A 21597-nucleotide genomic window follows, 5' to 3' on the forward strand; every position below is an offset into this window, starting at 1 on the left:
CGCTGTCAACGCCGAAGTGGTCATACCACTGGGGCAAAAGAACGCGGTGCGCGTAAAAAAAGCCCGGCGGCGGGCCGGGCTTTCTTCACGGGTCGGAACGAAGGGAAACCGGTCAGTCCTTCAGGTCTTCCCAAAGCTCCTTCACCTTGGCGAAGAAGCCTTCGGACTGCGGGTGCGAGCCTTCCTTGCCGGCGTTGTCGAACTCGCGCAGAAGCTCCTGCTGCTTCTTGGTCAGGTTGACCGGAGTCTCGACGACGGCCTGGATGTACATGTCGCCGCGCTGCTGGCTGCGCAGCACCGACATGCCCTTGCCCTTGATGCGGAACTGGTGGCCGGACTGGGTGCCGGGCGGCACCGTCACCTTGGTGCGGCTGCCCTCGATGGTCGGCACCTCCACCGTGCCGCCCAGCGCCGCGGTGGTCATTGGGATCGGCACCCGGCAGTGGATGTTGGCGCCGTCGCGCTGGAAGATCGGGTGCGGCGCGATGGCCAGGAAGATGTAGAGGTCGCCCGGCGGCGCGCCGCGCAACCCCGCCTCGCCCTCGCCGGCCAGACGGATGCGGGTGCCGTCCTCCACGCCCGCGGGGATGTTGACCTGGAGGGTCTTCTCCTTGCGCAGGCGCCCGGCGCCGCCGCAGCTCTTGCAGGGGTCCTTGATGACGCGGCCCTGGCCGTGGCAGGCCGGGCAGGTGCGCTCGATGGTGAAGAAGCCCTGCTGGGCGCGCACCTTGCCGTGGCCCTGGCAGGTCGGGCAGGTGACCGGCTGGGTCCCCGCCGCCGCACCGGAGCCGCTGCAGGAGTCGCAGGCGACGGTGGAGGGGACGCGGACGTTGGCCGTGGTGCCCTTGAAGGCCTCCTCCAGCCCGATCTCCAGATTGTAGCGCAGATCCTGGCCGCGGCCCGACGCGGCACCGCCGCCGCGGCGCCCGCCCATGAATTCCCCGAACATCTCGTCGAAGATGTCGGCGAAGCCGCCGCCACCGCCGCCGAAATCGAAGCCGCCGAAGCCGCCGGCCCCGCCGCGCCCGTTCTCGAAGGCGCCGTGGCCGAAGCGGTCGTAGGCCGCGCGCTTCTGCTCGTCCTTCAGGACGTCGTAGGCTTCGCTGATTTCCTTGAACTTGTGCTCGGCGTCCTTGTCACCCTGGTTGCGGTCCGGGTGATACTGCATCGCCATCTTGCGGTACGCTTTTTTGATCTCGTCCGCGCTGGCGCCCTTCGCCACCCCGAGCAGCTCGTAATAGTCCTGTTTCGCCATGGGCCCCGACCGCCTTCACATACAATAGACCAATCATATCTCCGGCCCGCCACCGCAGGACGGATGACGGGCCGGACGATACTGCATGGCGCCGGGTTCTCCCGGCTGTGACACCGGAGGCAACGGGCGGCTGCCCAACGATTGCCTCCGGTTCCGAACGCTTAGGCCGACTTCTTCTTGTCGTCGTCCACTTCCTCGAAGTCGGCGTCGACCACGCCCGGCTCGTTCGGGGCGCCGCCCGCCGCACCGGCGGCACCGGCGCCCGGGGCCTCGCCCTGGCCGGCCTTGTACATGGCCTCGCCCAGCTTCATCGACACCTGGGCCAGAGCCTCGGTCTTCGCCTTCACGGCCTCCAGATCCTCACCGTCCATGACCGACTTCAGCTCGGCCACGGCGGCCTCCGCGGCGGTCTTGTCGGCGGCGGGGATCTTGTCGCCGTTCTCCTTGATCGTCCGCTCGGTCGTGTGGATCAGGGCGTCCGCGTGGTTGCGGGCGTCCACCAACTCGCGCCGCTTCTTGTCGTCGGCGGCGTGGGCCTCGGCGTCCTTCACCATCTTGTTGATGTCGGCGTCCGACAGGCCGCCCGACGCCTGGATGCGAATCTGCTGCTCCTTGCCGGTGGCCTTGTCCTTCGCCGTGACGCTGACGATGCCGTTGGCGTCGATGTCGAAGGTCACCTCGACCTGCGGCACGCCGCGCGGGGCCGGCGGGATGCCGACAAGGTCGAACTGGCCGAGCAGCTTGTTGTCCGCCGCCATCTCGCGCTCGCCCTGGAAGACGCGGATGGTCACCGCGTTCTGGTTGTCCTCGGCGGTCGAGAAGGTCTGGGACTTCTTGGTCGGGATCGTCGTGTTGCGGTCGATCAGGCGGGTGAACACGCCGCCCAGCGTCTCGATGCCCAGCGACAGCGGGGTCACGTCGAGCAGCAGGACGTCCTTGACCTCGCCCTTCAGCACGCCGCCCTGGATGGCGGCGCCGATGGCGACCACCTCGTCCGGGTTCACGCCGCGGTGCGGCTCACGGCCGAAGAACTGCTTCACCGCCTCGATGACCTTGGGCATGCGGGTCATGCCGCCGACCAGGATCACCTCGTCGATCTCGTTGGCCTTCAGGCCGGCGTCGCGCAGGGCGGCCTTGCAGGGCTCGATCGTGCGCTGGACCAGCTCGTCCACCAGGGCTTCCAGCTTGGCGCGGGTCAGCTTGACGTTGAGGTGCTTCGGGCCGGACTGGTCGGCGGTGATGAAGGGCAGGTTGACCTCGGTCTGCATGGCCGAGGACAGCTCGATCTTCGCCTTCTCGGCGGCTTCCTTCAGGCGCTGCAGGGCCAGACGGTCCTTGCGCAGGTCGATGCCCTGCTCCTTCTGGAACTCGTCGGCGAGGTAGTCGATGATGCGGGCGTCGAAGTCCTCACCGCCGAGGAAGGTGTCGCCGTTGGTCGACTTCACCTCGAACACGCCGTCGCCGATCTCCAGCACGGAGACGTCGAAGGTGCCGCCGCCGAGATCGTACACGGCGATGGTGCCGGCGCCCTTCTTCTCCATGCCGTAGGCGAGCGCGGCCGCCGTCGGCTCGTTGATGATGCGCAGCACTTCCAGGCCGGCGATCTTGCCGGCGTCCTTGGTCGCCTGGCGCTGGCTGTCGTTGAAGTAGGCCGGGACGGTGATGACCGCCTGGGTCACCTTCTCGCCCAGATAGTTCTCCGCCGTCTCCTTCATCTTCTGCAGGATGAAGGCGCTGATCTGCGACGGGCTGTACTTCTTGCCGACGGCTTCCACCCAGGCGTCGCCGTTGTCGCCGGGAATGATCTTGTAGGGGACGAGGCCCTGGTCCTTCTTGGTCAGCGGATCGTCGTAGCGGCGGCCGATCAGACGCTTGATCGCGAAGAGGGTGTTCTCGGGGTTCGTCACCGCCTGACGCTTGGCCGGCTGGCCGACCAGACGCTCCGCGTTCTGCGCGAAGGCGACCATGGAGGGCGTGGTGCGCGTGCCTTCGGCGTTCTCGATCACCTTGGCGCTGGAGCCTTCCATGACGGCCACGCAGGAGTTCGTGGTGCCGAGGTCGATGCCAATGACTTTGCTCATGTTCAGCCTCTGTTGTTCGGCAGATGCGTGGCGGCCCGTTTGGTCCGGCACCGCCGCGATCCCCTTGGGGTCGGTGGAACGGTTGGGTGGATTCACGTCTGTCGCCGGAGATATAGGCAGGTGCGTTTCGGGCTGCAACGTCCTGGTCATTCCGCCAACCGTCAAAAGACCAAAAGGTGGCGTGCACGCCGGGACATATCGTCGCGCCTGCGGCTTCGCGCCGCAAGTGAATACCGGGGTATTCAGAAGCATAAGGCGTGCAGCCAACCTCCTTCGCCGCCCCAATGCCCCGGAAGCGCTCTGTTACAGGGCTTTAACACAAGCAAAACCCCCGCAACCCAGCCATGTTAACTTTTCATTAACAAGTAATGGTGTGCATTATTGCGCACAATCAATTGCCGGTTGCCTTGTTTCTTTGTTGTCCGAAGATTCTAATAGTGGAGAATCGAAGGAAATATGATATATCCCTCGGTGGTAAGGGGGCCGCTCTTGCTCGCAGGTATGGCTTTCCGAAGCGGGACCGTGTGCAGCATTCCATAGGGGGATCAAGATGATGGATGAACGGCGCGACATGGCTCTGGCCATCAAGTCCTGCCTCGACAGCCTTATGGACGACGCGACGAAGTGCGACCTGGACGATCTGGCGCGCTTCATCAGCCTCGCCGCCCTGGCGGCGGAGGAGGCGGCCATGGCCTTTGATCCGAAGGCGGCGCAGTTGAAGGCCTTGATGTCCGGCGGCGCCGGCCATTGCTGACCGCTGGCACCCCGACCGCCGGCACCCCGACCGCCGGCACCCTGGCCGCCTGAGCGGGTGGGCGTCCGAACCGGCGCGGGAACGCCGGGGACGCCGCGCCCGACCAATCAGGCCGGACACGAGGCCGGACACTAGGCCGGAAACGAAAAAGCCGCCCTCGACGGGGCGGCTTTCCTGTTTCCGGACGCGTCCCGAAGCCCTTACAGGATCTCCGCCGCGCGGATCGCCCCGTCGAGCAGGGCCAGCGTGTCGGCGCAGGACTCGTCCCCGTCCATGACCATGGGCAGGCGGTAGCTGAACATGGCCGCCGCCGCCTTGCCGTCCCGCTCCGCCCCGACCAGCCAGAGATAATGGGCGTCGGTGCCGCCGTCCTCCTCCGTCATCATCACCGCCTGGGCCAGGACACCGTCGTCGCCCCAGGGCTCGACGATGCGGTCGCTGGCGCGCTGGTCGTCGGGGCGCACGAAGCGCAGCGCCATCTCGCGCAGCACCGCCACGGCGCCGTCCGGCCCGTCCTTCGGCGCCACCCGGTCGGTGACCAGCCGCAGCACGCCTCCCGCCGGGGTCGGCGGGTGGAAGGCGGCCACGGCGTGGCCCTCATGCTCCTCCACCTCCGGGCGCCAGCCGTCCGGCAGCCGGAACCGCACCACCCCTTCCCATTCCACGCTGTGGCCCGCATCGTTGCCAACGCTGTGGCCGTCCTGTCCGCCCGTCACGGCATTCTCCCCTAGATCCTGTGACGGCACTTTAGGCCGAAGCGCCGGCGAATCCAGCCTTGATCGCGGCCCACCGAGCCACCATGGTTCGGCGATGATCATTTCCGCCAGCTACAAGACGGACATCCCCGCCTTCTACGGGCGCTGGTTCCTGAACCGGCTGGAGGCCGGGCACTGCCGCATGGTCAACCCCTACGGCGGCCAGACCTACCGGGTCGGGCTGACCCGCGCGGTGGTCGACGGCTTCGTCTTTTGGACCAAGAATCTCGGCCCCTTCCTGCCGGCGCTGGAGGAGGTGTCGGAGCGCGGCTTTCCCTTCGTCGTCCAGTACAGCATCACCGGCCTGCCGGCCGCTCTGGAACGCTCCGTCCCCGACGCGGAGCGCGCGGTGGAGCATATGGCCCGGTTGCGCGACCGCTGGGGGCCGCGCGCCGCCGTCTGGCGCTACGACCCCATCGTGACGGCAGACGCCACGCCGCCGTCCTGGCACCGCGAGACCTTCGCCCGGCTGGCCGGCCGGATGCGCGGCCTGTCCGACGAGGCGGTGGTGTCCTTCCTCCAGCCCTACCGCAAGACGGCGCGCAACCTGGACGCCGCCGGCGTGCCCTGGCGCGACCCGGACCCGGAGAAGAAGCGCGCCCTGCTGGCCGATCTCGCCGCCATCGCCGCGGACCATGGCATGGCGCTGACGCTGTGCACCCAGCCGGAACTGGCCGGTGTTCCCGGCACGGCGCCGGCCCGCTGCGTCGACGCGCAACGGCTGTCCGACGTCGCCGGGCGGCCCGTCGCCGCCAGGGAAAAGGGCAATCGGCCGGGCTGCCTGTGCGCGGAAAGCCGCGACATCGGGGATTACGACACTTGCCCGCACGGCTGCGTCTACTGCTACGCCGTCGCCAATCGCGCCACCGCGCAGCGGCGCTTCGCCGCCCACGACCCGGCGGGGGAGTTCCTGTTCTCGAGGGAACGGGAGGGGTAAGGCTCCCCAGCCCGCCGTCTCGGCGCCTTCCCGGTTACGGGCAGACCTTCTTCACGGTCTCGACCAGCTTGTCCGGGTTGAAGGGCTTGACCAGCCAGCCGGTGGCCCCGGCCTCGCGGCCGGCGGTCTTCTTGGCGGGGTCGGCCTCGGTGGTCAGCAGCAGGACGGGGGTGGCGCGGTTGAGCGCGCTGCCGCGGATGGCCCGGGTCAGGGCCAGACCGTCCATGCCCGGCATGTTCAGGTCGGTGATGATGCAGTCGAACTTCTGCCGGTTGACCTCCGCCAGACCGGCGGTGCCGTCCGCCGCCTCGGTGACGCCGTAGCCGGCGTTGCGCAGCGTGAAGGCGACCATGTCGCGGATGGTCTTGGAGTCGTCGACGGTCAGAATGGTCTTGGCCACGGGTCCGGTTCCCTGAATGAGCGGCCGCCCGGAATGGGCAATTCCTGGGGCGCCGCGAGACTCCCCGACGCGAACCGGGGTTCCGATGCGAATAGGCGAAGGACTCTCCCGGCGCAAGCCCTTCGGTACGCAAAGGATCGCGGGCGGATGCCCTTCGTGAGGCGGCAGCACGAAAAAAAGCGGCGCGCCGGACCATGCCGCCGCGCCGCCGCAAGAGACGTGCCGCCTGCCGTCCCGAGGGAGGCCAGGCCATCCGTCCGGAGAACGGTCAGGCTTTCGTATCGACGTGCTGGCCGCCCATCTCGTGAGGACCGGCCTTGGCAACGCCCACCATGGCCTCGCGCAGCAGGCGGCCGTGGATGGTGTAGCCGGGCTGGAGCACCTGCACGACGGTGCCGGCGGGCTTGCCGGTGTTGTCGATCTCGAACATCACCTGATGGAAGTTCGGGTCGAACAGTTCGCCGGTCGGGTCGATCTTCTTGATGCCCGCACGCTCGAAGGCGGAGATGAGCTGGCGCTCCGTCGCTTCCACACCAACGGAGAGGCCCTTCAGCACGTCGTCGTTCTCGCGGCCCTCGGCGGGGACGGCCTCCAGCGCGCGGCGCAGGTTGTCGGCCACCGTCACCAGTTCCTTGGCGAAGCTGGACACGGCGAACTTGCTGGCGTCCTCGCGGTCGCGCTGGGCGCGGCGGCGGGTGTTCTCCACCTCGGCCATCTGGCGCAGGAGCTGGTCCTTCAGGCTGGCGACCTCGGCCTCAAGCTGGGCCACGCGATCCCCGGCACCGGCGTCCGCGGCCTTGTCCTGGGCGGCCTTCTCTTGGGCGGCCTTGTCCTGGACGGCTTCGGTCTGCTCCACCTCGGCTTCGGCGGGCTTGTTCTGCTCTTCGCTCATGGCTCTCTCGTTGTCGTCTCTGGTCGTCGTCTGGTGGTGGGTGGAAGCGTTGCCAAGCCGTCGTCACCCGACAAGGCGGCTGATGACCTTGGCTGTATAATCCACAAGCGGGATGATCCGGGCATAATTGATGCGGGTCGGGCCGATCACGCCGATGGCCCCGATCACCTGCTCGCGGCTGTTCTGGAACGGCGAGATGATCAGCGAACAGCCGGAATGGCCGAACAGCACATTCTCCGCGCCGATGAAGATCTGCACCCCGTCGCCCTTCCCGGTGGCGTCGAGCAGGCGCAGCATGGTCTCCTTGGTCTCCAGCGCCTCGAACAGGGCGCGCACGCGCTCCAGGTCCGACAGGGCGGTGACGTCCTCCAGCAGCTTCGCCTGGCCGCGCACGATGAGCTGGCCGCTGTTCTGCCCGCCGCTGCCCGCCCAGGTGGCGAGTCCGGCGGAGACCACGCGCTGCGACAATTCGTCCAGCTCGGTCTTCTGGTCCTCGATCTCGCGCAGCACGGCCTGCCGCGCCTCGTCCAGCGTGCGGCCGACCAGCTTCGCGCTGAGGAAGTTCGACACCATCTGCAGCGTCGCGGCGGGCACGCCCACCGGCACCTCGATGACGCGGTTCTCGACCAGCCCGTCCTCGTTGACCAGCACGACCAGCGCGCGGCCGGGGGCCAGCGAGACGAACTCGATGTGCTTCAGCGGCCGGTCGGTCTTCGGCGCCACCACCAGCCCGGCGCAGTGCGACAGGCCGGACAGCAGGGTGGACGCCTCGCCCAGCACGTCCTGCAGCGACCGCCCGGAGGAGGCGCATTTCGCCTCGATGGAGCCGCGCTCGTCCTCGCTCAGGCTGCCGATCTCCAGCAGGCCGTTGACGAACAGGCGCAGCCCCGCCTCGGTCGGGATGCGGCCGGCGGAGGTGTGGGGGGCGTAGAGCAGCCCTTGCTCCTCCAGGTCGGCCATGACGTTGCGGATGGTCGCGGGCGACAGGGCCATGCCGAGCCTCCGCGAGATCGTGCGCGAGCCCACCGGCTCGCCGGTCGCCACATAGGCGTCGACGATCAGCCGGAAGATCTCGCGGGACCGTTGGTTCAGCTCGGTGATCATGGCGGGGCGGGGACCGGACGATGCTGTTGGGGCACGGAAAGGGGCGTCCCGAATTTAGGCAGGTGTCACCGCCGAATCAACGTGCGCCCCGGTTGCGCGCTGGACGGCGGGGGCATCGGGCGCTAGCTTGCCGCCGATTTCAACAGATTCGCGGATCATGCCCGATGCGTCCCTCCGGCCGCGCCCACGACCAGTTGCGCACCATTTCCCTTGAGCCCCATTTCAGCAAGCACGCCGAGGGGTCCTGCCTGGTGCGGTTCGGCGACACGCACGTCCTGTGCACCGCCAGCGTGGACGAGGGCGTTCCCCGCTTCCTGAAGAACACCGGCCTCGGCTGGGTCACCGCCGAATACGGCATGCTGCCGCGCTCCACCCACAGCCGCACCGACCGCGAGGCCGCCAAGGGCAAGCAGTCGGGCCGCACCCAGGAGATTCAGCGCCTGATCGGCCGCGCGCTGCGCGCCGTCACCGACCGCGCCGCCATGGGCGAGAAGCAGATCAAGATCGACTGCGACGTCATCCAGGCCGACGGCGGCACCCGCACCGCCGCCATCACCGGCAGCTTCGTCGCCCTGCATCTGGCCTTCCAGCATCTGATGCAGATCGGCGCGCTCAAGACCATGCCGCTGACCGACCATGTGGCCGCCGTCTCCTGCGGCATCTACAAGGACGCCAGCGTGCTGGACCTCGACTACGCCGAGGATTCGACCGCGCAGGCCGACGCCAACTTCGTGCTGACCGGCAACGGCGGCATCGTCGAGGTCCAGGGCACCGCCGAGGAGCGCCCCTTCGCCGAGTCGCAGTTCATGGAGTTGCTGGCGCTCGCCCGCAAGGGCATCAACGAGCTGGTGGCCTTGCAGAAGGCGGCGATCGCGGTGAAGTAAAGGCGCGGTTGCGGATTGCCCCCACCCTCCCGCTTCGCGGGTCCCTCCCTCCCCCGCTCTCGCAGGGGAGGGCCGATTTCCCCTCCCCTGCGAGAGCGGGGGAGGGTCAGGGTGGGGGCAACGGTTTGTGACAGAAGGAACCCTCCCATGACCACGCCTCCCCGCCGCTTCACGGGCGGCACGCTGGTGATCGCCAGCCACAACAAGGGCAAGGTCCGCGAGATCGCGGCGCTGCTCGGCCCCTACGCCGCCTCCTTCGTGTCCGCGGGCGAGCTTGGCCTGCCGGAGCCGGAGGAGACGGGCACCACCTTCATTGAGAACGCCGAGCTGAAGGCCCTGGCCGCCGCCAAGGCCGGCCATGTCGCGCTGGCCGACGACAGCGGGATGGTGGTGCCGGCGCTGAACGGCGATCCGGGCATCTACTCCGCTCGCTGGGCCGGTCCGGGCAAGGACTTCCAGATGGCCATGGGCAAGGTCGAGGACGGGCTGAAGGGCCAGACCGACCGCAGCGCCTGGTTCGTCTGCGCCCTGTCGCTCGCCTGGCCGGACGGCCATGTCGAGACGGTGGAAGGCCGCTGCCCCGGCACGCTGGTCTGGCCGCCGCGCGGCGCGCATGGTTTCGGTTACGATCCGATGTTCAAACCGGATGGCTACGACATCACCTTCGGCGAGATGGACCCGGCCAGGAAGCACGAGATGAGCCACCGGGCCGACGCCTTCCGCCAGCTTGTGGAGCGATGCTTCAAGTGATTCCTGATCCTGGCTTCGGGATCTACATCCACTGGCCCTTCTGCAAGGCGAAGTGCCCGTACTGCGACTTCAACAGCCACGTCCGCGACCGGGTCGAGCATGGCCGCTGGCGCGCCGCGCTGGTGCGGGAGCTGGATCATTACGCGGACGCAACGCCCGGCCGCCGGGTCACCTCGGTCTTCTTCGGGGGCGGCACGCCGTCGCTGATGGAGCCGGCGACGGTCGGCGCGGTGCTGGAGCGCATCGCCGCCCGCTGGACGGTGGGCGACGACCTGGAGGTGTCGCTGGAGGCCAACCCGACCTCGGTCGAGGCGGACAAGTTCCGCGCCTTCCGCGCCGCCGGGGTCAATCGGCTGTCGATGGGCATCCAGGCGCTGGACGACGCCGCTCTGAGGTTCCTCGGCCGCCAGCACAGCGCGGCGGAGGCGACCGGCGCCATCGCGCTGGCCGCCAGCACCTTCCCCCGCTTCAGCTTCGACCTGATCTACGCCCGCCCCGGCCAGTCCGTCGCGGCGTGGGAGGCGGAGCTGACCCGCGCGCTGGACCATGCGGTCGGTCACCTGTCGGTCTATCAGCTGACCATCGAGGAGGGCACGGCCTTCTTCCCCCTGCACGCGCGGGGCGATCTGGTGCTGCCCGACGAGGATCTGGCCGGCGACCTCTACGAGGCGACGCAGAGCCTGCTCGACCGCGCCGGGCTGCCCGCCTACGAGATCTCCAACCACGCCCGGCCCGGCGAGGAGAGCCGCCACAACCTGACCTACTGGCGCTACGGCGATTACGTCGGCGTCGGTCCCGGCGCCCATGGCCGGCTGACCCTGGACGGCGAGAAATTCGCCACCCGCGCCCACCGCGCCCCGGAAATCTGGCTGGAGCGGGTGGAGCGCGACGGCCACGGCGCCGCCGCGCCCGAACCGGTCGCCCGCGAGTCGCGCGGGTCGGAGCTGATGATGATGGGGCTGCGCCTGCGCGAGGGGGTGGCCCGCGCCCGGCTGGTCGAGGAGACGGGCCGCGACCTCGACGGGCTGGTCGATCCCGCGGCGCTGGAGCGTCTGGTGGCCGGCGGATTCCTGGAGGTCGGCAAGGACACGTTGCGCGCCACGCACGAGGGGCGGCAGCGGTTGAACGCCGTGCTGGGGGCTCTTCTGGCCTGACCGCGCCAATACCCGGAAACGTGGTGTGACAAAGGCGCCCAGTGCCCGGGGCGCCCCGCATTCTTATACGTCCGTTTATAAGTTTCCTGTGACTGTCGGCCATCCTTGGGGTCCCGGTTAAGACAAGGGCAAACAACCGTCGCTTGCCGGGACGCGGGAAAGGGCAGACAGTTTCAGGCAGACATCCCATGACCCTCACGAAGCTTTCCATTCGGGCCAAGCTGTGGGCGCTCGTCGTCGCGGCTTCGGTCGCATCCTTCGCCATCGCCGGCGCTGGCCTTTATCTCAATTACAGCCGCATGCACGCCGACCGGCTGGAGACGCTGCACAGCATCGTGGAAACCGGGGTCACCCTGGCCACCACGCTGGAGGCGGACGCCGCCGCCGGCAAGATCACCCGCGAAGAGGCGCAGGCCCGCTTCAAGGCCGCGGTGGCCGGCATCCGCTACGCCGGCGGCAAGGAGTATCTCTTCGCCCACACCATGGACGGCTACGGCTTCGCCCACGTCAACGCGAAGCTGATCGGCGCCGACGTCAAGCCGCTGAAGTCGGCCAACGGCGTCCATATGATCGTGGAGTTCATCCGCATGGTCCGCGCCACCGGCGACGGCCTGCTGGAATACGACTGGCCGCGCACGGTCGGCGGCAGCGACTTGGCGGTGAAGCTGGGCTATGTCCGCGGCTTCGAACCGTGGAACATCTTCATCGGCACCGGCATCTTCATCGACGACATCCGCACCGCCTTCCTGGAGCAGCTGTGGACGCTGGCCGCGGTCATCCTGGTCCTGGCGGTGCCGGCCATCGGCCTGATCGCCTGGGTCGGCACCGACATCAGCGGGGTGCTGCGCGGGCTGGGCGCCAAGATGCGCTCGCTGGCCGACGGCGACCTGTCCACCCGCTTTCCGGAGGCCGAGCGCGGCGATGAGATCGGCGCCATGGCCAAGGCCGTGCTGGTCTTCCAGACCAACGCCCGCGACAAGCAGCGGCTGGAGGCCGAGCAGGCCGCGTCGGCCCAGCGCGCCGAGGAGGAGAAGCGCCGCGCCATGCTGGCGCTGGCCGCCAGCTTCGAGCAGAGCATCGGCGCCGTCGTCCGCACCGTGTCCGACGCGGCGGCGACGATGGAGGAGCGCGCGGCCGAGATGAACCGCGCCGCCGCCCAGACCGACGAGCTGGCGACCTCGGTCGCCGCGGCGACGGAGCAGACCTCCGCCAATGTGCAGACCGTGGCCGCCGCGTCGGAGGAGCTGGCCGGCTCGATCCAGGAGATCAGCCGTCAGGTCGCCGAGTCGTCGCGCATCGCCGGCGAGGCGGTGACCCTCAGCGGGCGGGCCAACGACAAGGTCGGCGGGCTGGCCGAGGCGGTGCAGAAGATCGGCGCGGTCGTCCAGCTCATCAACGACATCGCCAGCCAGACCAACCTTCTGGCGCTGAACGCGACCATCGAGGCGGCCCGCGCCGGCGAGGCCGGCAAGGGCTTCGCCGTGGTGGCGAGCGAGGTCAAGGCGCTGGCCAACCAGACCGCCAAGGCCACCGAGGAGATCGCCGCCCAGGTCGCCAACATCCAGACGGTGACCGGCGACGCGGTCGGCGAGATCCAGGGCGTGACCCAGGTGATCCTGCGGGTGAACGAGATCGCCACCTCCATCGCCTCCGCGGTCGAGGAGCAGGGGGCGGCGACCCGCGAGATCAGCCGCAACGTCCAGGAAGCGGCGGGCGGCACGCAGGAGGTGTCGGCCAACATCACCGGCGTCACCGGTGCCGCGACCCGGAGCGGCGCCACCGCCCGCGACGTGTTGGAGATGTCGCGCCAGCTCGGCCATCAGCTCGACACGCTGCACCGCGAGGTCGGGGGCTTCCTCCAGCAGCTCCGCGCGGCGTAAGGTGGGGGCGAACCGGCAGGGAAAGGGGTTGGGATGCGCATCAGTCTGGTGGTGGCCGCGGCGCGCAACGGCGTGATCGGCCGCGACGGCACCCTGCCCTGGTCCCTGCCCGGCGACCTGAAGCGCTTCCGGGAGCTGACGATGGGCAAGCCGGTCCTGATGGGCCGGCGCACCTGGGAGTCGCTGCCCCGCAAGCCCCTGCCCGGCCGCGACAATCTGGTGGTCAGCCGCAGCGTCCCGCCGGGTGAGCGGGACGGGGCGCGCTGGTTCGGCGGCCTCGAAGCGGCGCTGGACTGGTGCCGCGGCCGCGGCGTCCCGGAGGTCGGCGTGATCGGCGGCGCCGCGCTGTTCCGCGAAACCCTGCCGCTCGCCGACATCGTCCACCTGACCCGCGTGGAGCGGGATGTGGAAGGCGACACCGTCATGCCGCCGCTGGGGCCGGAGTGGGTGGAGACGGAGCGCGGCCCGTTGTTGAGCGAAAACGGGCTGGATTACCGGTACCTGGACCTCGTACGGCGCCCTGTCAGCGCCGGCCCGTGACGGGTCAGGCCAGCAGCGCCCGCACCCGCTCGGCGTCCTCCGGAGACGCCGGGTTGTAGACGAGCATCGTCAGGTCTGGGCGCCCGTCCACGGCGAAGGCCGAATATTCCAGCTCCAGCGTGCCCAGCGTGGGATGGCGCAGGCGCTTGATCCCCTCCCCGAAATGGCTCACGTCGTTCGCGGTCCACAGGGCGGCGAATTCGGGACTCTGGCGCGACAGATCCTCGACCAGGGCTTTCACCGCCTCGGCGGCACCGGCGCGCGCCGTATCGGCGCGGAAGGCGCCGACGACGAACCGCGCCACGCCCTCCCAATCGAACTGGGCGGCCCGCACGCGCGGGTCGCAGAAGATGAGCCGCAGGATGTTGCGCTGGGCCGCCGGCAGCGCGCCGTAATCGGTCAGCACCGCGGCGGCGGCGCGGTTCCAGGCGACGACGTCCCAGGTCGCCGTCTTGATCAAAGCGGGGCTGGGGTTCAGCGCGTCCAGCACCCGCTGCAGGCGCGGCGTGACCGCCTCCCCCACCGGATAACGCACCGTCGGCAAGCGGTTGAGGCCGAGAAGGAAGAGATGCTCGCGCTCGGCGTCGGTGAGCATCAGGGCGCGGGCGATGCGCTCCAGCACGTCGGCGGACGGCGCTCCGCCGCGCCCCTGCTCCAGCCAAGTGTACCAGGTGGTGCTGATGTTGGCGCGCTGGGCGACCTCCTCGCGGCGCAGGCCGCGGGTGCGCCGACGCTCCGCGGAAAAGCCGAAGGCCGCGGGATCGAGCTTCGCCCGGCGGTCCTTCAGATAAGCGCCCAGCCGGCTTTCGCCGTGACCATAGTGCCCGGTTCCGTTCTCCGCCATGACGCGCCGGCCCGTCCTGTTGGTCATTATACCCCGATAACGTCACGACTTTACCAGGATAAGCCCCTTGCCGACAGTGGCGTCCGACCCTGATCGGAAGAGGTTTCCCCATGCGCGTCTTCGTCACCGGCGCCACCGGCTTCGTCGGCTCGGCCATCGTCCAGGAATTGCTCGCCAACGGGCACCAAGTTCTCGGCCTCGCCCGCTCCGACGCGGCGGCGGCGGCCCTTGCCGCGGTTGGGGCGGAGGTCCACCGCGGCTCCCTCGACGACCTGGAGAGCCTGCGCGCCGGGGCCTCCACGGCCGACGGCGTGATCCACACCGCCTTCAACCATGATTTTTCGCGCTTCGCCGAAAACTGCCGGGAGGACCACCGGGCGATCCTGGCGCTGGGCGAAGCACTGGAGGGCAGCGACCGCCCCCTGCTGGTGACGGCCGGCGCGGTCGTGGCCGCGCGCGGGCCGGTGGTGGTCGAGAGCGATCCGCACCGGCCACCGACTGACGCCCTGCCCCGCCGCACCGAACTCGCCGCGGAGGAACTGGCCGCCCGCGGCGTCCGGGTCGGCGTCGTGCGCCTGCCGCCTTCGACCCACGGCGTCGGCGACCACGGCTTCGCGCGCATCCTGCACGACATCGCCCGCCGGACGGGAGTCTCGGCCTTCATCGGCGACGGTGGGAACCGTTGGCCGGCGGTGCACCGCCGCGATGCGGCGCGGCTGTACCGGCTGGCCCTGGAGGCCGGCGCCCAGGGCGGCCCGTTCCACGCCATCGCCGAGGAGGGCGTGCCGCTGCGCCGCGTTGCCGAAGCCATCGGCGCGCGGCTGGGCCTGCCGGTGGTGCCGAAGACGCCGGAGGAGGCGGCCGCCCATTTCGGGTGGTTCGCCTTCTTCGCGGGGATCGACTGCCCGACCTCCAGCGCCCACACCCGCGCCCTGCTGGGGTGGGAGCCGCGCGAGACCGGCCTCGTCGCCGACCTCGGCCAGCCCGGCTACTTCACGGACTGACCGGCCGGCGGGGGGGTGCTGAGGGCTTCCGCCCTCAGGCCCCCTTGTTGTCCCGGTGGCGGCGCTCGATGGCGTCCCACAGGGTGGCCTCCAGCGCCGACCCGTCGAGCCGGTTGATCTCCTGGATGCCGGTGGGCGAAGTCACGTTGATCTCGGTCATGTAGTCGCCGATCACGTCGATCCCGACGAAGACCAGCCCCTTCGCGCGCAGCACCGGGCCGATGGCCTTGCAGATCTCCTGCTCGCGCGGGGTCAGCTCCGTCTTCTTGGCGCTGCCGCCGGCGTGGAAGTTGGCGCGGGCCTCGCCCTCCTGGGGCATGCGGCTGACCGCGCCGGCGGGCTCGCCGTCGATCAGGATGATGCGCTTGTCGCCCTGGCGGATCTCCGGCAGATACTTCTGGACGATCACCGGCTCGCGGTAGAGCTGGGTGAAGAGTTCCAGCAGCGAGCCCAAATTCTCGTCGTCCGGCTTCAGGTGGAAGACGCCGGCCCCGCCGTTGCCGAACAGCGGCTTGACGATGATGTCCTTGTGCTGCGCCCGGAAGTCGAGGACGGCCTGCTTGTCGCTGGTGATCAGCGTCGGCGGCATCAGGTCGGGGAAATGGGTGACGAACAGCTTCTCCGGCGCGTTGCGCACCTCCGCCGGGTCGTTCAGCACCAGCACCTTGGGCTGGATGTGCTCCAGCATGTGGGTGGCGGTGATGTAGGCCATGTCGAAGGGCGGGTCCTGGCGCATCAGCACCACATCCATGGTCGACAGGTCGACGATCCGCGGCTCGCCCAGCGTGTAGTGGGCGCCCTTCTTGCGGACCACGGTCATCTCGCGCACGCGGGCGGTCAGGACGTTGCCGGTCAGGCTGAGGTCGCGCGGGTGGTAGTGGTAGAGCGTGTGCCCGCGCTTCTGCGCCTCAAGCGCCATCATGAAGCTCGAGTCGGTGTCGATGTTGATGGACTCGATGGGGTCCATCTGGAAGGCGACGGCGAGGCTCATCCTGCGGGTCTCCGAAACGGGCTTTTGAAGTGGGGTCAGTTCAGTTGGTTCTTGAGCTGCTGGATCAGCGCGGCGACCTGATGGCGGTGCCGTTCGCTGGCGGTCAGCTCCAGGAAGGTTTCCAGCGCGGCGATGGCGGCGGCGAGGTTGCCGTTGTGGGCCTCCAGAAGCCCGGTCTCCCGCCACAGCGACGCCTCGGCCGGGGCGAAAAGCCGCATCGCCTCCAGCACATCCAGCGCGCGCGGCACGTCACGGGCGGAGAGGTGGCGCAGCTTGATGTTGTTCTGGAGCCTCAACAAAATCTCGCGGTTGGACACCGTCTGGTAATGGCCGGGCTCCAGCTCCGCGGCGCTGCCGGCGGTGGCCTTCAGCAGGTCGCGCAGGTCCACGGCGGTGCGCACCTGCCCCTCGTTGAAGGGGTCGAGGATGGCGCGGGCGCCGTCGGCCTCCAGCCGCACCAGGAAATGGCCGGGGAAGTTCAGCCCCAGCATCGTCCAGCCCTGCGAGCGGGCGGCGTGCAGATACAGGATGCCCAGCGCCACCGGCAGGCCGCGGCGGCGGTCGATGACGCGGAGCAGGTTGGCGTTCTGCAGGTCGTCGTAGGTGTCCTGGTCGCCGGCGTAGCCGTGGCGCTCCACGATGACCTCGTGCAGCCAGGAGATGCGGGCCTCCAGCCCGTCGAGGGTGGGCGAGACGCGTTCCGCCAGATCGTGGGCAATGTCGGCGAGGTGACGGCGGTAGTCGGCCAGCGCGGCGCCCGGCACCTCCAGCGCGCCCAGCGCCAGGGCGGCTTCGGCCAGATCGATCTGCTCGTCCGGCTGCTGCCCCACGCGGCGCAGGATGTCACGGGCCTCGGCGCGGCTGGTCACGGGCGGCGTCCTTCCTCTTCATCAGCCTTCGCGTCAGGCTCGCCACGCGTCCGGGACGTGGCGCGGCCAGGACCAAGGGGTAACGAGCATGACGTCGAAGCGCAAGACATAGCCGGCATACTGGGGGTTGGCCCCCAGATAGGCGTGGGCGGCGCGGGCGAGGCGGCCCCGCTGGCGGGCGTTGACCGCCTCGTTCGCGGTGTCCCAGTCGCCGCGGGCCTTGACCTCGACGATCGCCAGAGTGTCGCCCCGCCGGGCCACGATGTCGATCTCTCCCATGGGTGTGCGCAGGCGGCTTTCCAGGATGCGGTAACCCTTCAGCCGCAGCGCCAGCCGGCAGAGCTGCTCGGCGTAGCGGCCGTAATTCTCGGCCCGGCGGCGCAGCGCGCCCGGCGCGCTCATGGTTTCCCCTCCCGCGACAGCTCCAGCGCGCGGGCGTAGACGGTCCGCTTGTTCTGGCCGGTGCGGGCGGCCACGTCGGCGGCGGCGTCGCGGACCGACAGGCGGGTCAGCGCCTCGCGCAGCAGGGCGTCGACGTCGGCCTCGGTCGGGGTGGCCTCCTCGCCGGGCGGGCCGATGACCAGCACGACCTCGCCCTTCGGCGGGCCGGCCTCGGCGTAGTGGGCGGCCAGCTCCGGCAGGGTGCCGCGCCGCACCTCCTCGTAGAGCTTGGTCAGCTCCCGCGCCACCGCGGCCTCCCGCGCGCCGAGGATGTCGGCGAGGTCGGCCAGCGACTCGGGCAGGCGCTGCGGCGACTCGAAGAAGACCAGCGTGGCTGGAACGCCCTTCAGCTCCCCGGCGGCGGCGCGCCGCGCGCTGCTCTTGTTGGGCAGGAAGCCGGCGAACAGGAAGCGGTCGGTCGGCAGGCCGGACAGCACCAGCGCCGCCAGCGGGGCGGAGGCGCCGGGCAGCGTGGTGACCGCCACCCCCTCCGCCACGCATTCCCGCACCAGCTTGTAGCCGGGGTCGGAGACCAGCGGCGTGCCGGCGTCGGTGACCAGCGCGATGGCTTCGCCCGCTTTCATGCGGCCGATCAGGACCGGACGCATCTTTGCCGCGTTGTGTTCATGATAGGAGACGAAGGGCGTGTGGATGCCATGAATGCCCATCAGCTTCGCCGTCACCCGCGTGTCCTCGCAGGCGATGGCGTCGGCGCGGCGCAGCGTGTCGAGCGCGCGCAGCGTGATGTCGGCGGCGTTGCCGATGGGGGTGGCGACCACATAAAGGCCGGCGCCGAGTTTACTTGCGGCCCTCGGCTCGCTACCTTCAGCGTCACCAGAGACGCCGGGCCCGGAAACGGGCTCGGGCGCCGGACCGGATGTGGAGATCGTTGGTGGCACGCTTGACGACACCTTTCTCGCGCGCTTGGGGGCAGCGGGCTGCCGCCGCCCTGTTGGTTGTCGGCACGCTTTCGGCCTGCTCGACTGTAAAGGCCCCGGCGCCGCCGACTCAAGCGCCGCAAGCGCCCGTCGCCGCCGTTCCGGCCGCCCCGCAGACCTTGAAGGTGGCGATCCTGCTGCCGCTGTCCGGGTCCAGCGCCGCCATCGGGCAGGCCATGCTGGAGTCGGCGCAGATGGCGCTGTTCGATCTGGCCGGCGACCGGTTCGAGCTGCTGCCCCGCGACACCAAGGGCACGCCCACCGGTGCTGCCGACGCGGCCCGGCAGGCGATCGCCGAGGGGGCGAGCCTGATCCTCGGCCCGCTGTTCGCCGCCGACGTGGCGGCGGTGAAGCCGGTCGCCCAGTCCGCGGGCGTGGACGTTCTGGCCTTCACCAACGACTGGACCCAGGCCGGCAACGGCACCTACGTGCTGGGCTTCGTGCCCGCCGATCAGGTGACCCGCGTGGTCGGCTTCGCCCGCTCGCGCGGCGCCACGCGCTACGTCGCGCTGGCCCCGCGCACCGCCTATGGCGACGCCGTGGTCAACGCCGTGCAGGCGGCCTCGCGCCAGTTCGGCGGGCAGGTGGCGCAGGTCGAGCGCTACGACCCGGCGGTGACCGACCTCGCCCAGCCGGCCCGGCAGGTGACTCAGGCCGGCGTGCAGCCGCAGGCGGTCATGCTGGCCGAAGGCGGGCCGCGCGCCCAGGGGCTGGCGTCGGCGCTGTCTGCCAACGGGCTCAACACCCAGCAGGTCAAGCTGCTCGGCACCGGCCTGTGGGACGAGCCCGGCCTGGGCCAGGAACCCGCCCTGGCCGGCGCCTGGTTCGCCGCCCCGTCCCCGCAGAGCCGCGCCGACTTCGAGGCGCGTTTCGAAAGGACCTACGGGCGCAAGCCGCCGCGCATCGCCACCCTGTCCTACGACGCCACGGCGATTGCCGCCGTGCTGGCCAAGATGCCCGACGCGTCGGGCCGCTTCGACCGCGCGGCGCTGAACAACCCCAACGGCTTCGAAGGCATGGACGGCGTCTTCCGCCTGCGCGCGGACGGCGTCGTGGAACGCGGTCTGGCCGTCCTGGAGGTCACCCCCAGCGGCCCCCGCGTGATCGATCCCGCCCCGTCCAGCTTCGAAGTGCTGGGGCAGTGAGGCCGGAGCGGTAATTTCCAACCACGAAGGCACAAGGACCGATGTGACGGCCCTTGTGCCTTCGTGCCCTTATGAGGAAGCGCGGACCTATCCGTGCAGCTTCGCCAGACGGCGGGCGTTGGCGCGGACGGTGCGGTAGGCGGGGGTCATGCCGGCCTGGGTCAGGGCGGTGGCCGACTCGACCATGTAGAGCGCGGCGTGGATGCCGGCCTCGACCGTCTCGGTGACGGTGCGGCGCTGCAACTCCATCAGGTCGGCGGGGTTGCGGCACTGGCCGAGGCCGGTCACCATCACCATGGCGGCCTGAAGCTGGCCCTGCATCAGGGTCATCCAGGCGTGCTGCATCTCGCCGATGCCCTTGGCGACGGCGTGGGTGGCCTCGACCATCGCCTCCACCTTCTCGGAGCCCATGCGGACGAACTCCGGGTTGGCGAGGTCGATGGGGTTGTTCATGGCCGCCGCCATCATCGCGGTGCGGTAGCCGATCGTCTGGGCCGCCGCCACCCCCATCTCGCCCGTCTTGACGCCGGTCCGGGTCAGATCGCCCGCCACCGTCAGAAAGCGTTGCGTCGGTTCGCCGTTGCCGGCCTTGCGTCTCGCCATTCGCTCCACCTCACCAAAGGGCCCGGCCGGACCAAAAGCCCCGGCCGAGCCGAAAAAACCGTGACCCGGACGCCAACGCTGCACTGCAGCATTTGGTTCCGGGACCAGTCTTTACAGGGAAGCGAGCGCGCGGTCGAGGTCTTCGACGATGTCCTGGGCGTCCTCCAGCCCAACGGACAGGCGGAGCAGGTTGGGACGGATGTTCGCCGCCGCCTTCTCCTCGACCGTCAGCTTGGAATGGGTGGTGGTGTCGGGGTGGGTGACCAGGCTCTTGGAGTCGCCCAGGTTGTTGGAGATCATCACCATCCGCAGATCGTTCAGGGCGCGGAAGGCTTCCTCCTTGCCGCCCTTGAGGAAGATGGACAGCATGGTGCCGCCGCCGGTCATCTGGCTGCGGACGAGGTCGTGCTGCGGGTGGCTGGCCAGACCCGGATAGAGCACCCGCTCCACCTTCGCGTGGCCTTCCAGGAATTCCGCCACCGTCAGGGCCGACGCGCTCTGCGCCGAGACGCGCAGTTCCAACGTCTCCAGCCCCTTCAGCAGCAGCCAGGCGTTGAAGGGCGAAATGGTCGGGCCGGTGTGGCGCAGATAAGGGTGGATCACCTCCGACCCGTACTGCTTGTCGTTGGTCAGGATGATGCCGCCCAGACAGCGGCCCTGGCCGTCGATGTGCTTGGTCGCCGAATAGATGACGACGTCGGCGCCCATCTCGAACGGACGCTGCAGCACCGGCGTGGCGAAGGCGTTGTCGACCACCACCTTGGCTCCGGCCTTGTGGGCGAGAGCGCTGACGGCGCGCAGGTCGACGACCTCCAGCCCCGGGTTGCTGGGCGTCTCCAGGAAGACGACCTTGGTCGGCTTGGCCAGCGCCTCCTCCCACTGGGACAGGTCGGTGCCGTCGACGAAGACCGCCTCGACCCCGAAGCGGGCCGACAGCTCCTTGATCACCCAGTAGCAGGAGATGAACAGCGAGCGCGGCGCCACGATGCGGTCGCCGGTGCGCAGGTTCGACCACAGGGCGCCGTGCACCGCGGCCATGCCGCTGGTCGTGGCGTAGGCCCAGGCCGCCCCCTCATACTCGCACAGCCGGTCCTCGAACATCGCCGTGGTCGGGTTGCGGAAGCGCGAATAGACGTGGCGGGAGCCGTCGTTGACGAAGGCGCTCTCCGCCTCCTCCGCCGAGCCGTAGACGAAGCCGGAGGTCTGGTAAAGCGCCTCGCAGGTCTCGTCGAAGGACGAGCGGCGGACGCCGCCATGGACCAGACGGGAGCGCGGGCGAAGCCCCGCGACGTTCGGATTGCGATGATCGGTGCGCGCCATGGCCGCTTTGTCTCCTCTGTCCGCCGGCGGGGCAGACCGGCAAAACAAAAAACGCC

The 21597-nt window shown here is 69.7% G+C and carries 22 protein-coding genes; 9 read left to right on the forward strand and 13 right to left on the reverse strand.

Annotated elements, in window-relative coordinates; genetic code table 11:
* Window positions 1–112 precede the first annotated feature (112 nt).
* Together dnaJ and dnaK are read right to left on the reverse strand one after the other, a co-directional pair.
* A complete protein-coding gene (dnaJ, locus tag D3869_RS07310) occupies window positions 113–1255 on the reverse strand; it encodes a molecular chaperone DnaJ (protein ID WP_137139509.1) in 1143 nt (380 codons plus the stop codon).
* A gap of 161 nt (window positions 1256–1416) precedes the next feature.
* Window positions 1417–3588, reverse strand: a complete 2172-nt coding sequence (gene dnaK / locus D3869_RS07315; protein WP_349017868.1) for a molecular chaperone DnaK — start codon at window positions 3586–3588, stop codon at window positions 1417–1419.
* Between the two features lie 298 nt (window positions 3589–3886).
* On the opposite strand from dnaK, the gene D3869_RS07320 reads away from it, so the two are divergent.
* Window positions 3887–4090, forward strand: a complete 204-nt coding sequence (locus D3869_RS07320) for a hypothetical protein (RefSeq protein WP_014239027.1) — start codon at window positions 3887–3889, stop codon at window positions 4088–4090.
* Between the two features lie 200 nt (window positions 4091–4290).
* Here D3869_RS07320 and D3869_RS07325 read toward each other — a convergent pair whose 3' ends face one another.
* A complete protein-coding gene (locus tag D3869_RS07325) occupies window positions 4291–4806 on the reverse strand; it encodes a hypothetical protein (protein ID WP_137139511.1) in 516 nt (171 codons plus the stop codon).
* 94 nt (window positions 4807–4900) lie between these two features.
* On the opposite strand from D3869_RS07325, the gene D3869_RS07330 reads away from it, so the two are divergent.
* Window positions 4901–5782 carry a DUF1848 domain-containing protein gene (locus D3869_RS07330; protein ID WP_137139512.1) on the forward strand — a complete coding sequence of 294 codons (882 nt, stop codon included), beginning with the start codon at window positions 4901–4903 and terminating at the stop codon, window positions 5780–5782.
* Window positions 5783–5816: 34 nt separating this feature from the next.
* On the opposite strand, the gene D3869_RS07335 is transcribed toward D3869_RS07330, so the two are convergent.
* The 3 genes from D3869_RS07335 to hrcA form a co-directional block, all read right to left on the reverse strand.
* On the reverse strand, window positions 5817–6182 hold the full coding sequence (locus D3869_RS07335; RefSeq protein WP_014239024.1) for a response regulator: 366 nt from the start codon (window positions 6180–6182) through the stop codon (window positions 5817–5819).
* 268 nt (window positions 6183–6450) lie between these two features.
* Window positions 6451–7074: a nucleotide exchange factor GrpE gene (gene grpE / locus D3869_RS07340; protein ID WP_137139513.1), complete on the reverse strand. Its 624-nt coding sequence runs from the start codon at window positions 7072–7074 to the stop codon at window positions 6451–6453.
* Window positions 7075–7137: 63 nt separating this feature from the next.
* Window positions 7138–8178: a heat-inducible transcriptional repressor HrcA gene (gene hrcA, locus D3869_RS07345; protein ID WP_035670634.1), complete on the reverse strand. Its 1041-nt coding sequence runs from the start codon at window positions 8176–8178 to the stop codon at window positions 7138–7140.
* A 164-nt stretch (window positions 8179–8342) separates the two neighbouring features.
* Here hrcA and rph point away from each other — a divergent pair, with 164 nt between their 5' ends.
* The 5 genes from rph to D3869_RS07370 all read left to right on the forward strand — a co-directional run bounded on the left by rph (window position 8343) and on the right by D3869_RS07370 (window position 13386).
* Entirely contained in the window at window positions 8343–9062 is a 720-nt protein-coding gene (gene rph, locus D3869_RS07350; RefSeq protein WP_137139514.1) for a ribonuclease PH, read from the forward strand.
* A gap of 147 nt (window positions 9063–9209) precedes the next feature.
* Window positions 9210–9812, forward strand: a complete 603-nt coding sequence (gene rdgB, locus D3869_RS07355; RefSeq protein ID WP_137139515.1) for an RdgB/HAM1 family non-canonical purine NTP pyrophosphatase — start codon at window positions 9210–9212, stop codon at window positions 9810–9812.
* Window positions 9800–10966 (forward strand): radical SAM family heme chaperone HemW, encoded by a 1167-nt coding sequence (gene hemW / locus D3869_RS07360; RefSeq protein WP_137139516.1) that lies wholly within the window; start codon window positions 9800–9802, stop codon window positions 10964–10966. The genes rdgB and hemW overlap by 13 nt, the downstream gene beginning before the upstream one ends.
* A gap of 188 nt (window positions 10967–11154) precedes the next feature.
* Window positions 11155–12846, forward strand: a complete 1692-nt coding sequence (locus D3869_RS07365) for a methyl-accepting chemotaxis protein (RefSeq protein ID WP_137139517.1) — start codon at window positions 11155–11157, stop codon at window positions 12844–12846.
* 33 nt (window positions 12847–12879) lie between these two features.
* Window positions 12880–13386 (forward strand): dihydrofolate reductase, encoded by a 507-nt coding sequence (locus D3869_RS07370; RefSeq protein WP_137139518.1) that lies wholly within the window; start codon window positions 12880–12882, stop codon window positions 13384–13386.
* 4 nt (window positions 13387–13390) lie between these two features.
* Here D3869_RS07370 and D3869_RS07375 read toward each other — a convergent pair whose 3' ends face one another.
* Window positions 13391–14230: a helix-turn-helix transcriptional regulator gene (locus D3869_RS07375; protein ID WP_137139519.1), complete on the reverse strand. Its 840-nt coding sequence runs from the start codon at window positions 14228–14230 to the stop codon at window positions 13391–13393.
* A gap of 110 nt (window positions 14231–14340) precedes the next feature.
* Between D3869_RS07375 and D3869_RS07380 the strand changes: the two genes are divergently transcribed.
* Window positions 14341–15234: an SDR family oxidoreductase gene (locus tag D3869_RS07380; protein WP_137139520.1), complete on the forward strand. Its 894-nt coding sequence runs from the start codon at window positions 14341–14343 to the stop codon at window positions 15232–15234.
* Window positions 15235–15268: 34 nt separating this feature from the next.
* Here the strand turns inward: D3869_RS07380 and gshB are convergent, their stop codons facing one another.
* The 4 genes from gshB to rsmI are packed head-to-tail and all read right to left on the reverse strand — an operon-like array spanning window position 15269 to window position 18434.
* Window positions 15269–16225: a glutathione synthase gene (gene gshB, locus D3869_RS07385; RefSeq protein WP_137139521.1), complete on the reverse strand. Its 957-nt coding sequence runs from the start codon at window positions 16223–16225 to the stop codon at window positions 15269–15271.
* Between the two features lie 35 nt (window positions 16226–16260).
* A complete protein-coding gene (locus D3869_RS07390) occupies window positions 16261–17094 on the reverse strand; it encodes a SirB1 family protein (protein WP_137139522.1) in 834 nt (277 codons plus the stop codon).
* A gap of 33 nt (window positions 17095–17127) precedes the next feature.
* Window positions 17128–17496 carry a YraN family protein gene (locus D3869_RS07395; protein ID WP_114861151.1) on the reverse strand — a complete coding sequence of 123 codons (369 nt, stop codon included), beginning with the start codon at window positions 17494–17496 and terminating at the stop codon, window positions 17128–17130.
* Window positions 17493–18434 carry a 16S rRNA (cytidine(1402)-2'-O)-methyltransferase gene (gene rsmI / locus D3869_RS07400; protein WP_432613399.1) on the reverse strand — a complete coding sequence of 314 codons (942 nt, stop codon included), beginning with the start codon at window positions 18432–18434 and terminating at the stop codon, window positions 17493–17495. Before rsmI ends, D3869_RS07395 begins: the two co-directional genes overlap by 4 nt.
* Here rsmI and D3869_RS07405 point away from each other — a divergent pair.
* Window positions 18428–19618 (forward strand): penicillin-binding protein activator, encoded by a 1191-nt coding sequence (locus D3869_RS07405; RefSeq protein WP_137139524.1) that lies wholly within the window; start codon window positions 18428–18430, stop codon window positions 19616–19618. The two genes, rsmI and D3869_RS07405, sit on opposite strands and share 7 nt — an antisense overlap.
* Before the next feature lie 87 nt (window positions 19619–19705).
* Here the strand turns inward: D3869_RS07405 and D3869_RS07410 are convergent, their stop codons facing one another.
* Both D3869_RS07410 and metZ read right to left on the reverse strand, forming a co-directional pair.
* The gene (locus D3869_RS07410; RefSeq protein WP_137139525.1) at window positions 19706–20221 is read right to left on the reverse strand and encodes a phasin family protein; all 516 of its coding nucleotides are present in this window, start codon (window positions 20219–20221) and stop codon (window positions 19706–19708) included.
* 111 nt (window positions 20222–20332) lie between these two features.
* On the reverse strand, window positions 20333–21541 hold the full coding sequence (metZ, locus tag D3869_RS07415) for an O-succinylhomoserine sulfhydrylase (protein WP_137139526.1): 1209 nt from the start codon (window positions 21539–21541) through the stop codon (window positions 20333–20335).
* Window positions 21542–21597 lie beyond the last annotated feature (56 nt).

It is taken from the genome of Azospirillum brasilense (genome assembly GCF_005222205.1).
Classification (GTDB): Bacteria; Pseudomonadota; Alphaproteobacteria; order Azospirillales; family Azospirillaceae; genus Azospirillum; species Azospirillum brasilense_G.

Coding starts and splice junctions, on each gene's coding strand:
- dnaJ (WP_137139509.1), bottom strand. CDS start 1,255: ATGGCGAAACAGGACTATTACGAGCTGCTCGGGGTGGCGAAGGGCGCC.
- dnaK (WP_349017868.1), bottom strand. CDS start 3,588: ATGCTTCTGAATACCCCGGTATTCACTTGCGGCGCGAAGCCGCAGGCG.
- D3869_RS07320 (WP_014239027.1), top strand. CDS start 3,887: ATGATGGATGAACGGCGCGACATGGCTCTGGCCATCAAGTCCTGCCTC.
- D3869_RS07330 (WP_137139512.1), top strand. CDS start 4,901: ATGATCATTTCCGCCAGCTACAAGACGGACATCCCCGCCTTCTACGGG.
- grpE (WP_137139513.1), bottom strand. CDS start 7,074: ATGAGCGAAGAGCAGAACAAGCCCGCCGAAGCCGAGGTGGAGCAGACC.
- hrcA (WP_035670634.1), bottom strand. CDS start 8,178: ATGATCACCGAGCTGAACCAACGGTCCCGCGAGATCTTCCGGCTGATC.
- rph (WP_137139514.1), top strand. CDS start 8,343: ATGCGTCCCTCCGGCCGCGCCCACGACCAGTTGCGCACCATTTCCCTT.
- rdgB (WP_137139515.1), top strand. CDS start 9,210: ATGACCACGCCTCCCCGCCGCTTCACGGGCGGCACGCTGGTGATCGCC.
- hemW (WP_137139516.1), top strand. CDS start 9,800: ATGCTTCAAGTGATTCCTGATCCTGGCTTCGGGATCTACATCCACTGG.
- D3869_RS07365 (WP_137139517.1), top strand. CDS start 11,155: ATGACCCTCACGAAGCTTTCCATTCGGGCCAAGCTGTGGGCGCTCGTC.
- D3869_RS07370 (WP_137139518.1), top strand. CDS start 12,880: ATGCGCATCAGTCTGGTGGTGGCCGCGGCGCGCAACGGCGTGATCGGC.
- D3869_RS07375 (WP_137139519.1), bottom strand. CDS start 14,230: ATGGCGGAGAACGGAACCGGGCACTATGGTCACGGCGAAAGCCGGCTG.
- D3869_RS07380 (WP_137139520.1), top strand. CDS start 14,341: ATGCGCGTCTTCGTCACCGGCGCCACCGGCTTCGTCGGCTCGGCCATC.
- gshB (WP_137139521.1), bottom strand. CDS start 16,225: ATGAGCCTCGCCGTCGCCTTCCAGATGGACCCCATCGAGTCCATCAAC.
- D3869_RS07395 (WP_114861151.1), bottom strand. CDS start 17,496: ATGAGCGCGCCGGGCGCGCTGCGCCGCCGGGCCGAGAATTACGGCCGC.
- D3869_RS07410 (WP_137139525.1), bottom strand. CDS start 20,221: ATGGCGAGACGCAAGGCCGGCAACGGCGAACCGACGCAACGCTTTCTG.
- metZ (WP_137139526.1), bottom strand. CDS start 21,541: ATGGCGCGCACCGATCATCGCAATCCGAACGTCGCGGGGCTTCGCCCG.